This is a genomic window from Streptomyces sp. AB3(2024) (assembly GCF_041862025.1).
GTDB lineage: Bacteria > Actinomycetota > Actinomycetes > Streptomycetales > Streptomycetaceae > Streptomyces.
In genome coordinates, this window is sequence record NZ_JBGWAB010000022.1 from 40,414 (window position 1) to 51,815 (window position 11,402).

An 11,402-nucleotide genomic window follows, 5' to 3' on the forward strand; every position below is an offset into this window, starting at 1 on the left:
TGTGGCGGGCTTCTCAGCCTTTCCTCATGATGAAGCCCCCCTCGTAGGCGGCGATGACCGCCTGCGTGCGGTCGCGGGAGCCGGTCTTGGCCAGGACGCCGGCCACGTGCGTCTTGACGGTCTGCGGGCCCACCCCCAGGTGCTCGCTGATCTCGTGGTTCGACAGGCCGGAGGCCATCAGGCGCAGGACGTCGGCCTCGCGTTCCGTGAGCCGGGAGGCCCAGACCGGGGCCGCGGCGGCGGCCGTGTGCGCCGCCGCCAGCGCGCGGACGGCCGCAGGGAAGAGCAGCGAGTCGCCCCGGGCGACGAGCCGGACCGCGCCGATCAGCTCGTCCGCGGCGGCCCGCTTGAGCAGGAACCCGGAGGCGCCCGCGCGCAGCGCGTCGTAGACGTAGGCGTCGTTCTCGAAGGTGGTGACGACCACGATCCGGGGCGGTTCGGCCATGGTCGCGAGGATCTGCTCGGTGGCCCGGATGCCGTCGATCTCCGGCATCCGGACGTCCATCAGCACCACGTCGGGCGCCAGTGAGCGGACCAGCCCGACGGCCTCGGCTCCGGAGGCGGCCTCCCCGACGACCTCCAGATCGGGTTCGGCGTCGAGGATGACGCGCAGGGCGGTACGGACCATCCGCTCGTCATCGGCGATCAGCACGCGCAGCGGCGGCCGGCTCATCGCCCGGCCCCCCTGCTCCGGCGGCGGCCCACGGCCCGCCCCACGGCCACGGGCCCGTCGGGTGACTCCCCGGCAGCCCCCCGGACGAACCTCTCGGCGGACCCGCCGGGGGACCCTCCCGCCGGCCCGCCGGGGGACCCGTCCGCCGGCCCGCCGGGGGACCCTCCCGCCGGCCCGTCGGGGGACCCGTCCGCCGGCCCGCCGGGGGTGGTGCCGAGCGGCAGGGACGCCCTCAGCCGCCACCCGCCGTCGTACGGCCCGGCCTCGACGCGGCCGCCGAGCAGCGCGGCCCGCTCGGCGGCGCCCCGCAGCCCGCGGCCCCCGGTGGTGCGCCGTTCCTCCTCCGCACACGGGGCCGGGGACTGCGCCGTCGGGTTGGTCATGGTGATCTCCAGTTCACGGTGACGATCGGACGTGTGGACCCGGATCCGCAAGGCGACCGGCCCCGCCCCGTGGCGCAGGGCGTTGCTGAGGCCTTCCTGGACGATCCGGTACGCCTCGCGCGAGGCGATCGCCGGGAGCTGCGCCCAGTCCCCGGCCGGCCCGGGGTGCTGCTCGGCGGCGACGGTGGTGCCGCCCGCCCGGCTGCGGGCCAGCAGCCCGTCGAGGTCGGCGGCCAGGGTCGGGGCGGGCGCCGCGTCGGCCCGCGCCGGGTCGCCGTCGCGCAGCAGGCCGAGCACGGCGTCCAGCTCGCCCACGGTGCGCCGGGTCGTGTCCTCGATCGCGGCGAGCGCCTCCCGCACGAAGTCGGGGTCTCTGTCGAGCACCCGCCGGGCCGCGCCCGCCTGGAGGGTGACGGCGCTCAGGGCATGTCCCACCGCGTCGTGCAGCTCCCGGGCCAGCCGGTTGCGCACGGCGAGGTCGGCCGCCCGTTCCTCGGCGGCGGCCAGCCGGTCCGCCGCGGTCGGGCCCAGCAGCACGGGCGCGAGCCGGGCCAGCAGCGCCCCCGCCCCGGCGGCGCAGAGGACGACCCCGGCCATCAGCCCCACCCCCAGCACGGGGGCCACGAACGCCTCGGCCGTCGTACTGAGCGGGCCCATCCCGAGATGGGATCCGCGCAGGTTGTCCGAGAGCGGCAGCACGATCAGCACGACCGCCATGGGCGGCGCCGCGAGACTCACCCCACTGACCACCGCACCGACCCCCAGGTGCAGGGTCCACCAGGCGGAGGCCCGCCACCGGGCGGACCATGACCGGGCCTGCCCCTCGGCCAGGGTGTCCCCGGGCACCCCGCACATGGCCCGTGCCGCAGCCACCGACAGCGGCCGTACCAGCCCGACCAGCCCGGTGACGGCGGCCAGCGGAAGGGCGGCGGCGTAGGCGATCAGGGTCAGCCCGAAGGAGCTCATCGCATTGACCCCGCCGGCCGCCATGCCCACCCCGACCTGGGCGAGCAGGAGATAGGGCATCAGCAGCGCCCCGCCGAGTATCTGGTGCACCCACCGCAGCCGGGCCCGCGCTCCCAGCGCCCGCCCCGCCCACTCCCGCGCCCGCCGCATCCGCCCGCGCACCGCCGCCGGGCGCCCCGCTCCCGGTCCCTCCCCGTCGAACCCGCTCACCGCTCCCCCGATCGCCTCGCGCCCGCACCACACGGCCCCGCCCCGCACGGCCCCGCCCGCACAAGCCCTGCTCCGCTCCGCCCCGCTGCGTCCGCTCCGCCCCCCGGTACTCCGCTTCGGGCCTGCGGCCCCGGGCCCCGGCCCCGGCCCCGGGCGTCCGCGCCGCCTCCTCAGCCGGTCCGGCGGGACCTCAGGAACCGTATGAGGACGCCGGCCGAGAGCAGGCCGGTGATCATCTGGCCAGCGTAGGTCAGGGTGACCGCCAGGGTGGCCCCGTCGCCCGAGTCGAGCTGCGGCCCCACGGCCGAGAGCAGCATCCACGTCCCCCAGCTGAACGTCGCGCCCGCGCCGATCCAGGCGAGGGCCAACCGCAGGTCCGCCCGGCCCGTCCCGCCGCGGGCCAGCAGGAGCGCCCCCGCGGCGGCCCCGAACGCGCAGACCGCGTGGGCCGCGGACACCACGCCCGTCTCCGCCGAGTACACCGCGGCCTGCTGCGCCGAGAGCCCGGCGCTCCCCCCGAAGGCCCAGTACAGGTGCGCCGCGCCCACGACTCCGGCGCACACCGCCGCGGGGGGCCCCCCCCCCCCCCGGGGGGGGGGGGCAGCCGCCGGCCGGCCGCACCCTGCCAGAGGCCGCCCCAGCGCCTTCGCGCGTAGGGGACGAACAGTCCGGCCAGGGCGACCGCCTGGATGATGAAGCCGCTGTAGACGACCGCGAACACCCAGGGTTCGAGGAAGGGCTTCGACGCCGCCCGGACCTGCTCGTCCGCGCCCATGCCCAGGGCCCTGACGAGGAGTTGGGAGGGGTAGCCGAGGACGATCGGGGTGAGCAGCCCGGTGGCGACGAAGACCGGCAGGGTCAGCAGCCAGGACGGGACCCGCATGCCCCAGGGGCGGGTGAGCACCAGCACGAGCAGGATCACGCAGGCGTCCATCGCCAGCGTCACGGAGTTGGCAGCCGTGAAGAACAGCCCGGGCTTCAGCAGGATGCTGCCTTCCGGTATGCCGAGATGGCTCCCGGCCACCCAGGCCGCCTTGAGGGCGAGGTACGGCAGGGTGGCGGCCACGGCCGCACCCGCCAGGATCCGCCGCCCGGCCCCCTGGTGGGGAGCCGTCGGCCGCGTCGGGGTCGTTGTCTGCGCCGCTCGTGTGGTCATGTCCCAACGGTCCCGTGCGCGGCGCCCCGCCACCTCCCCCACGAAGGTGATCCGCCTCCCCCACCCGGGGGAGGAACCCCTGCGTCCGCAGCGCACCACCACCCACCGCGCGCCCCCGCCCGGGCAACCGTCCGCCCGGGACCCGCTCACATGCGCCGCGTCACCACCGACAGCCGGTCCCGCGCCTCGAACAGCGCGGCCTTGATCAGCTGTTCGTGCCCCGGCGTCAGCCGCGCCACCGGGACCGAGCAGCTCACCGCGTCCCGCGCCGGCGTCCGGTACGGCACGGCCACCCCGAAGCAGCGCAGCCCGAGCGTGTTCTCCTCGCGGTCCACCGCGTACCCCTGCTCCCGCACCAGCGCCAGCTCCTCCATCAGTTGCTCCCGGTCGGTGATGGTGTGCTGCGTGACCGCCTCCAGCCGCCGGGGCAGCAGTCTGCGCACCTCCTCGTCGCTGTGCGTGGCCAGCAGAGCCTTGCCGAGCGCGGTCGAGTGCACCGGCAGCCGCCGCCCGACCCGGGTGAAGGGCCGCAGGTAGTGCTGGGACTGCCGGGTCGCGAGGTACACCACACTGGTCCCGTCCATCCGGGCCAGGTGGATGGTCTCGGTGGTGTCGTCCGAAAGCCGGTCCAGGGTGGGGCGGGCCGCCGCCACCACCTCGTCCCCGTCGATGTACGAGCTGCCGACGAGCAGGGCCCGTACTCCGATGCCGTACCGGGTGCCGGTGGCGTCCGTCTCCACCCAGCCCAGGTTCACCAGGGTGCGCAGCAGCATGTAGAGGCTGGACTTGGGCAGGGAGAGGTCGTTCTGGATGTCGGCGAGGCTGTGCAGTCCCGGCCGGGCCGCGAAGTGCTCCAGCAGCAGTACCGTGCGCACCGCCGACTTCACCGGCGCCGCCCCGGCCGCCTCCCCCATCTCAGCCGTCCCGCCGGTCCCGCCGGTCTCACCCATCTCGGCTGTCCTGCCAGTCTCACCCGTCTCGGCTGTCGTCATGCGCCTGCTTCCCCTCTGGTCGGCTCTGATCGCCTCTTGTCACGCGATGGACGCGGAAATAGAGTCCGCAGCAGAAGTGATCATTCATCCACCGGAACGGCGTTCAGAATACTGAACGATCCAGGAGGCAGCGGGCGATGGCAGCGACACCAGTCTGGAGTGTGGACCCCCGCACCGGGAAGCAGCGCGAAGAGGTCACGGCCGAAGCGACGCCCCGGGACGTGGACCGGGCCGTCCGCGCGGCCCACTCCGCCCGCGCCGCTCTGGCCGACCGCACCGCCCGCGTCGCCTTCCTGCGCGCCGCCGCCGATCTGCTCGACGAGGCCGGCCCCCTGGTCGTCGAGACCGCCGACGCCGAGACCGCGCTCGGCCCGGCCCGCCTCACCGGCGAACTCGCCCGCACCACCGGCCAGCTGCGGGCGTTCGCGGACGCCGTCGAGGAGGGCTCCCACCTCGACGTCCGCATCGACCTCGCCGACGCCACGCTCACCCCGCCGCGCCCCGAGCTGCGCCGGTACAAGGTGCCGCTGGGCGTGGTCGCCGTCTACGCCGCCTCCAACTTCCCGCTCGCCTTCTCCGTCCCCGGCGGGGACACCGCCAGCGCCCTCGCCGCCGGCTGCCCCGTGGTCGTCAAGGCCCACCCCGACCACCCGGCCACCTCCGAGCTGTGCGCCGCGCTGCTGCGCCGGGCCGCGGGGGCGAGCGGGCTGCCGCCCGAGGTGGTCCACGTCGTGCACGGCTTCGACGCCGGGCTGGAGCTGGTCCGCCACCCCCTCGTCACCGCCGCCGGGTTCACCGGCTCCCTGCGGGGCGGCCGGGCCCTGTTCGACGCGGCCGCGGCCCGGCCGGTCCCCATCCCCTTCCACGGCGAACTCGGCTCCCTCAACCCCGTCGTGGTCACCCCGGCGGCCGCCGCCGAGGGCGCCGAGACGATCGGTGGCGGCCTCGCGGGCGCGGTCACCCTCGGGGTGGGCCAGTTCTGCGTCAAGCCGGGCCTGGTCCTGGTCCCCGAAGGCCCCGACGGCGACCGGCTCACCGGCGCGCTCGCGAAGTCCCTCGGGGAGACCGGACCGGGGGTGCTGCTGGACCACCGGATGCGGGAGAACTTCCTCGCCGGCGTCCGCGAGCGGGCCGCGCTGCCCGGCGTCACCTCCCCCGTCCTCCCGGGCCCCGGCGGGGAGCACTCCGTCGGCGCGGGCTACCTGAGCGTCCGGGCCGCGACCCTCCTGGAGGGCGGCCCCCACGAGGTGCTCCTGGAGGAGTGCTTCGGCCCGGTGACGGTCGTCGTCCGCTACGCCGAACCGCGCGAGGCGACCGAGGTGCTGGCCCGGCTCGGCGGCAACCTGAGCGCCACCCTCCACCTGTCCGCCGCCGAGACCGAGGGCGTCCCGGGCCCGGCCGGCTCCCCTTCGGCCGCCGAACTGATCGGGCAGGTCACGGAGCTGGCGGGGCGGATCGTGGTGAACGGCTGGCCGACCGGGGTCGCGGTGGCACCGGCCCAGCACCACGGCGGCCCGTACCCGGCGGCCACCTCCCACTCCACCTCCGTCGGCGCCACCGCGATCGAGCGCTGGCTGCGCCCGGTGGCGTACCAGTCCGTCCCGGACGCGCTGCTCCCGCCGGAGCTGCGCGAGGCCAATCCCCTGGGGCTGCCCCGCCGGGTGACCGGAGGGCAGCGCTGAGCCCACGGCCGCGGGCGCGTCCCGGGCCTGGGCGGGCCGGGCCTGGGCCGGGCGGGCCGGGGCCGGCCCGGGGCCGCTAAATCCGTTGCCTGCCCCGCCGTCGGCGGGGCAGGCTGCGCGCATGCCGAAACCGCACGGGTTCACGTACGAGGTACGCCACGACACCGTCGTCATCACCCACCAGGGCCGCGCCGCGGGCACCCTGCGCGGTGGCCGGGCCGACAAGTTCCTGGCCGAGGTGGCGTCCGGTGACTCCCAGCTGGTGATGGCCCGCTGGACGGGCTCGTACAAGTTCGGCAACGAGCGCACGGCCCGCGACCACCCCCGCAACCGTCGCTGACCCCTCCTGCGGGAATCTCCCGCGAGGGTAAGGGAACGGCAAAGCAGCTCCGGTCGTTCTCCGGGCATGACCGCTATGACCCCTGGTTCCAACCTGCCGCTCAACACAGTCGGCGTGACGGTGGACGTGGCCGCCCCGGTGCGGCTCGACGTGTCGGGCCTCCTCCTCGCGGCGGACGGCAAGGTGCGTTCCGACGCCGATTTCATCTTCTACAACCAGCCGTCCGGGCCCGGTGTCAGCTACCGGTCCGGCGGCGGGGCGGCGCCGGACTCCATCACCGTGGACACCGGCGCGCTGCCCCCCGGCATCGAGCGCATCGTGGTCACGGCCAGCCCCGATGCCGCCGGGCAGACCTTCCAGGGCATCGAGCCCACCGCCACCGTGCGGGACGCGGCGTCCGGCGCGGTGATCGCCACCTTCACCCCGCCGCAGCTGGGCCCGGAGACCGCCCTCGTGGTCGTCGAGGTCTACCAGCGCGGCGGCGTGTGGAAGGTCCGCGCGGTCGGCCAGGGATACGCCAACGGCCTCGCCGGCATCGCCACCGACTTCGGGGTCTCCGTGGACGAGGAACCGGCTGCCCCCGCGGCCGCGGCTCCCGTCGCCCCGCCGATGCCCCCGGCACCTCCCGCCCCCGCGGTCTCGCACCCGGTCTCCCCCTGGCTGGGCGGTCCGGCCGCCGACCGGTCCGCGACGCCCGCCGCACCGCCGGCCGTGCCCGCCGCCGCGCCGGCCGGCACCGGGAAGATCAACCTCGACAAGGGCCGGGTCAGCCTCCAGAAAAACCAGACGGTCTCCCTGGTCAAGGGCGGCCGCCCGCTGCTCTCCCAGGTCAAGATGGGCCTCGGCTGGGAGCCCGCCTTCCGCGGCGCCGACATCGACCTCGACGCCTCCGTCATCGCCTACGGCCCGCAGCGCAACCACATCGACAGCTGCTACTTCGGCAAGCTGTCCATCCTGGGCGGGGCGATCAAGCACTCGGGCGACAACCTCACCGGTGAGGGCTCCGGGGACGACGAGGTGATCGTCGTGGACCTCGGCCGGCTGCCCGCCGAGGCCACCGGCCTGGTCTTCACCGTGAACTCCTTCTCCGGTCAGAAGTTCACCGAGGTCGCCAAGGCCTACTGCCGGCTCATCGACGCGGCCAGCGGCGAGGAGCTGGTGCGCTTCGACCTCACGAGCGCCGAGCCGCAGACCGGGGTCATGATGGCCAAGTTGATCAAGCAGTTCTCCGGGGAATGGGAGATGACGGCCATGGGCGACTTTGTGAAGTCCCGCACAGTGCGCGGCATGGTCAAGCCCGCCTCGCAGGCACTCTGAGCAGGTGGGCGGGCACATGACGCGACCGGGCGGTCCGGGAAGCGCCGCCGGGTGATGGATGCCACGCGTAATCCGGAGGTGGCTGTCAGTGCCCGCCCGTAGCCTTGAACCCATGCAGAACACACTCCGGCCCGCAGGCCCCGCGCGCCCGTCCGCCGCCGAGGCGAACGAGGCGATACGGCTGCTCGTCGAGACCCGGGTGGACGGGGAGTGGCCCTCGCAGGCGTACGAGTTCCTGCTGGAGGAGTGGGCCGCGGCCTCCCGTGCGGAGGTCTGCGCGGACCGGTGAGGCCCCGCCCGGGCGGGCGGAGCCCCACGGCGTCCGCGGTCCGCCGTACCTCGTCGGCGGTCGCGCCCTGCCTCAGCGGTCGCGCCGCCAGGGGCCGGTGACGGCCAGCATGATGCCGGGCTCCTGGATGTTGGCGTACAGGGTGCGGCCGTCCGGGGAGAAGCAGACCCCGGTGAACTCCGAGTACTCGGGCGCCTCGGCGGTGCCGATGTTCAGCTCGTTGCGCGCCAGCGGGTAGACCCGGCCCGACTCGGTCGCCCCGAGCAGGTGCTGCAGACCGCTGCCGTCCTCGGCGATGACCAAGCCGCCGTAGGGCGAGACGGTGATGTTGTCGGGGCCGTCGTAGCCGCCCTCCGCCCCCGGGTCGGTGTTCACCCCGATCAGGACGACGAGGCGGATGGTCCTCCGCTTCGGGTCGTAGAACCACACCTGGCCGTCGTGCGCGGCGCCCGGGCTCTCCTCCCGCGCGTAGGAGGACACGAAGTACGCGCCCCCGTCGGCCCACCACATCCCCTCCAGCTTGCGCGCCCGGGTCACGGCGCCCGCAGGGAACTGCTTGCGCACCGAGGTGGTCCGCGCGTCGCGGTCGGCGACCGCCACCCAGTCGACCCCGTACACGGTGCCGGTCTTCGTGGCGCGCGAGAGGTCGTCCACGAACCGGCCGGAGGAGTCGAAGCACTTGGCGGCCGCGAGCACCCCGGCGTCGGCCGCGAGCGTACGAAGCCTGCCGCGCCCGTGCCGGAAGCCCTGCGGCGGGGTCCAGCGGTAGAGCAGCCCGTTGGGGCCGGAGGCGTCCTCGGTCAGATAGGCGTGACCCTGGCGCGGGTCGATGACCACGGCCTCGTGGGCGTACCTTCCGAAGGCCTTGACCGGCTTGGGGTCACGGTTGGCCCGGCGGTCGTTGGGGTCGACCTCGAAGACGTAGCCGTGGTCCTTCGTCATGCCGTTCCTGCCGGCCAGGTCCTCGGTCTCCTCGCAGGTCAGCCAGGTGTCCCAGGGGGTGGCCCCGCCGGCGCAGTTGGTCGACGTACCGGCGATGCCCACCCATTCGGCGACCTCGCCGCCGCGCCGGACCTCGACGACGGTGCAGCCGCCGGCCGCGGCCGGATCGTAGACCAGGCCGTCGGTGAGCGGGACGGGGTGCGTCCAGTTCGCGCGCGGCCCCTTCAGCTCGTGGTTGTTGACCAGGAGGGTGACCCCGTGGTGTCCCTCGAACGTGGCCGTCCCGTCGTGGTTGGACGGGGTGCTCTCGCCGGATTCGAGGGTGGTGACACCACTGTGGGTGATCACGCGGTAGGTGAACCCGGCCGGGAGCGCGAGGAGTCCGGCGGGGTCCGGCAGGAGCGGGCCGTAGCCGGGGCCGTGGGGGCGGCCGTGCTCGTCGTGCCCGTTCGCGCCGGGGCCGTCGTCGGCAGCCAGTGCCCCGGGGGCGGTGGCCAGGGCGCCGACCGTTCCGGTGAGGGCGACACCCGCTCCCGCGATGACGGTACGGGCGGTGAAGTCTCTGCGGCTGAGGGGCATCGGGTCTCCAGGGTGGGGAGGTGGTGCGCCTGACGTACGGTCGTCGGCGCACACGCTCCCGCCCGTACGTGAACGGCGGCTGAACTACCCCGAAAGCGGAGCCGACCCCTTGCCAGTGGCCGGAATGGCGTACTCCGGCCACTCGAACGGCTGGTTGTGCACCGGCGGTCCGGGCCGCGGCGCCGGCCCCGGCCGGGACCGGTCAGGGCCGGCGGGAGCGGGCCTTGAACGCGGCCTTGCGCGCCTCCTTCGCGGACTTCTTGTCGGGGTGGAGCCGCCCCATGGCCTCCAGCACGTACGCCGTCGCGGGGTGCTCGACCCGCCACGCCTGTTCGAAGAACGCGTTGTGGTGCTCGGTCAGCGTCCGCATCAGCAGCGGCAGCTCCTCGGTCTCTCCGTCCGCGGCGAGCTGCGCGGCGATGGTGTCGACCGTCAGCCACAGCACCATCTCCGGGTCCGGTGCCGGTACGTCGCCCACCCCGTGCTCGGCGAGCCAGACCCGGGCGAGCCCGCCGAGCTCCGGGTCGTCCAGTACGGCCCGGACGGCCGGCTCGGCCTCCCGCCCGGCCGGGGTCAGGGCCTGCTGGCAGCGCAGCCGGCGCAGCGGGGCGGCCTCGTCGGCGCCGCGGGCCGCGGCGAGCAGCTCGGCGACCGCGGCGGGCAGCTCACGCCCCGCCAGCCACTGCTCGATCTCGGCCTGGGCCGCGTCCTCGGAGTAGAAGGAGACCGCGTCGAGCAGGACGTCGGCGCCCTTGTCGGTGAGTTCACCGAGGGCGGGGGCCTCGACCCCGGCCTCCAGCATCCGGGCGCGGACCCCGTACAGGCCGAGCGGGGTCAGCCGGACCATCCCGTAGCGGGACACGTCCTCGTCGTCCTCGACGCCGGTGTCGGTGAGGTCGTCGACCTCCGTCATCAGCTCCTCGTCGACGGGGCGGAACTCCACCAGTCCGATGGGCTCCAGCTGCCGGAACTGGTCGTCGAGGCGCATCATCGCGTCGGAGACCTGCTCCAGGACCGCGTCGGTGGGGTCGCCCATGTCGTCGGGCACGATCATCGAGGCGGCGAGCACCGGGAGCGGCACCGGCCCGTCGCCCGCGCCGCCCTCGGTGACGGTGAGCAGGTAGAGGTTGGCGAGGACCCCGTCGAGGAAGTCGGCCTCGCGCTGGGGGTTCCAGTCGAGCCGGTCGAAGTCGATCTCGCCGCCCGCGTCGAGGGCGTCGACGAGGTCGTCCAGGTCGGGCACGGCGGCGTCGGCGAGGACGGCGTCCAGGGCCGCGAGCCACAGGTCGAGCACATCGCCGGGCGCGCCGCCGGCGACCAGGGCGAGGTCCTCCCCGGGGGCCGCGGTGCCGTACTCGGGCTCGGCGCCGTCGCCGCCGCCCTCGACGTCCTCCTCCGGCTCCGTCACGTCGACCAGACCGGTGTCCACGGCGACCCGCCAGGCCTGGGCCGCGTGGCCGGGGCTGTCCTCGTCGTCGGATTCGAGGCCGAGCAGTGCCACGGCCTCGGCCAGCTGCCGGGGGACGAGTTCGCCGCCGACGTCGACACGGGTGTCGGGGCCGGCCCAGCGGGCGAGGCGTACGGCGCGGGCGAACAGCGGGGCGACGAGGGCGTCGCGGGCCAGCTCCGCATCGGAGTGCAGCCGTACCGGCGGCAGCGTGGGGTGCGGCTCTGCGGACATGCGGTGGTTCTCCTCGGACGAATGCGTAGAGCGGTTCGGACGGGACGCGTAGGACGGCGGGACGGTCGGGCGGTGATGCGGTGCGCCGGGTGACGCAGGGCGGCGGGTGACGCGGGGCGGCCGGTGAGTCGGGCCGGCGGGGGGCGGGGCGGGGGCTGTGCGGGTGGTGCGCGGCAGGCCGCGCCGGGCGGA

General features: G+C 75.2%; 10 protein-coding genes. 4 read left to right on the forward strand and 6 right to left on the reverse strand.

Annotated features, from left to right (window positions below; translation table 11 throughout):
* Positions 1 to 13: 13 nt before the first annotated feature.
* The 4 genes from ACEPPI_RS12455 to ACEPPI_RS12470 form a co-directional block, all read right to left on the reverse strand.
* Complete coding sequence (locus ACEPPI_RS12455) at positions 14 to 673, reverse strand: response regulator (RefSeq protein ID WP_373915288.1); 660 nt, start codon at positions 671 to 673, stop codon at positions 14 to 16.
* Positions 670 to 2,172: a sensor histidine kinase gene (locus tag ACEPPI_RS12460; RefSeq protein WP_373915319.1), complete on the reverse strand. Its 1,503-nt coding sequence runs from the start codon at positions 2,170 to 2,172 to the stop codon at positions 670 to 672. Before ACEPPI_RS12460 ends, ACEPPI_RS12455 begins: the two co-directional genes overlap by 4 nt.
* 230 nt (positions 2,173 to 2,402) lie before the next feature.
* Positions 2,403 to 2,780, reverse strand: a complete 378-nt coding sequence (locus tag ACEPPI_RS12465) for a hypothetical protein (protein ID WP_373915289.1) — start codon at positions 2,778 to 2,780, stop codon at positions 2,403 to 2,405.
* 754 nt (positions 2,781 to 3,534) lie between these two features.
* Entirely contained in the window at positions 3,535 to 4,338 is an 804-nt protein-coding gene (locus ACEPPI_RS12470; RefSeq protein ID WP_373915290.1) for an IclR family transcriptional regulator, read from the reverse strand.
* Positions 4,339 to 4,517: 179 nt separating this feature from the next.
* Here ACEPPI_RS12470 and ACEPPI_RS12475 point away from each other — a divergent pair, with 179 nt between their 5' ends.
* The 4 genes from ACEPPI_RS12475 (at position 4,518) to ACEPPI_RS12490 (ending at position 8,008) form a co-directional block, all read left to right on the forward strand.
* Complete coding sequence (locus ACEPPI_RS12475) at positions 4,518 to 6,062, forward strand: aldehyde dehydrogenase (NADP(+)) (RefSeq protein ID WP_373915291.1); 1,545 nt, start codon at positions 4,518 to 4,520, stop codon at positions 6,060 to 6,062.
* A 121-nt stretch (positions 6,063 to 6,183) separates the two neighbouring features.
* A complete protein-coding gene (locus tag ACEPPI_RS12480) occupies positions 6,184 to 6,402 on the forward strand; it encodes a hypothetical protein (RefSeq protein WP_373915292.1) in 219 nt (72 codons plus the stop codon).
* Between the two features lie 75 nt (positions 6,403 to 6,477).
* Entirely contained in the window at positions 6,478 to 7,719 is a 1,242-nt protein-coding gene (locus ACEPPI_RS12485; RefSeq protein WP_373915320.1) for a TerD family protein, read from the forward strand.
* A gap of 112 nt (positions 7,720 to 7,831) precedes the next feature.
* Positions 7,832 to 8,008 carry a hypothetical protein gene (locus ACEPPI_RS12490; protein ID WP_167456803.1) on the forward strand — a complete coding sequence of 59 codons (177 nt, stop codon included), beginning with the start codon at positions 7,832 to 7,834 and terminating at the stop codon, positions 8,006 to 8,008.
* Positions 8,009 to 8,080: 72 nt separating this feature from the next.
* Here the strand turns inward: ACEPPI_RS12490 and ACEPPI_RS12495 are convergent, their stop codons facing one another.
* Entirely contained in the window at positions 8,081 to 9,529 is a 1,449-nt protein-coding gene (locus ACEPPI_RS12495) for an alkaline phosphatase PhoX (RefSeq protein WP_373915293.1), read from the reverse strand.
* 202 nt (positions 9,530 to 9,731) lie between these two features.
* On the reverse strand, positions 9,732 to 11,210 hold the full coding sequence (locus tag ACEPPI_RS12500; protein ID WP_373915294.1) for a hypothetical protein: 1,479 nt from the start codon (positions 11,208 to 11,210) through the stop codon (positions 9,732 to 9,734).
* Positions 11,211 to 11,402 lie beyond the last annotated feature (192 nt).

Excerpts from the sequence above, each read along its gene's own strand:
- ACEPPI_RS12495 (WP_373915293.1), bottom strand. The coding sequence starts at position 9,529 with ATGCCCCTCAGCCGCAGAGACTTCACCGCCCGTACCGTCATCGCGGGA.
- ACEPPI_RS12500 (WP_373915294.1), bottom strand. The coding sequence starts at position 11,210 with ATGTCCGCAGAGCCGCACCCCACGCTGCCGCCGGTACGGCTGCACTCC.
- ACEPPI_RS12475 (WP_373915291.1), top strand. The coding sequence starts at position 4,518 with ATGGCAGCGACACCAGTCTGGAGTGTGGACCCCCGCACCGGGAAGCAG.
- ACEPPI_RS12455 (WP_373915288.1), bottom strand. The coding sequence starts at position 673 with ATGAGCCGGCCGCCGCTGCGCGTGCTGATCGCCGATGACGAGCGGATG.
- ACEPPI_RS12490 (WP_167456803.1), top strand. The coding sequence starts at position 7,832 with ATGCAGAACACACTCCGGCCCGCAGGCCCCGCGCGCCCGTCCGCCGCC.
- ACEPPI_RS12460 (WP_373915319.1), bottom strand. The coding sequence starts at position 2,172 with ATGCGGCGGGCGCGGGAGTGGGCGGGGCGGGCGCTGGGAGCGCGGGCC.
- ACEPPI_RS12485 (WP_373915320.1), top strand. The coding sequence starts at position 6,478 with ATGACCCCTGGTTCCAACCTGCCGCTCAACACAGTCGGCGTGACGGTG.
- ACEPPI_RS12470 (WP_373915290.1), bottom strand. The coding sequence starts at position 4,338 with ATGGGTGAGACCGGCGGGACCGGCGGGACGGCTGAGATGGGGGAGGCG.
- ACEPPI_RS12480 (WP_373915292.1), top strand. The coding sequence starts at position 6,184 with ATGCCGAAACCGCACGGGTTCACGTACGAGGTACGCCACGACACCGTC.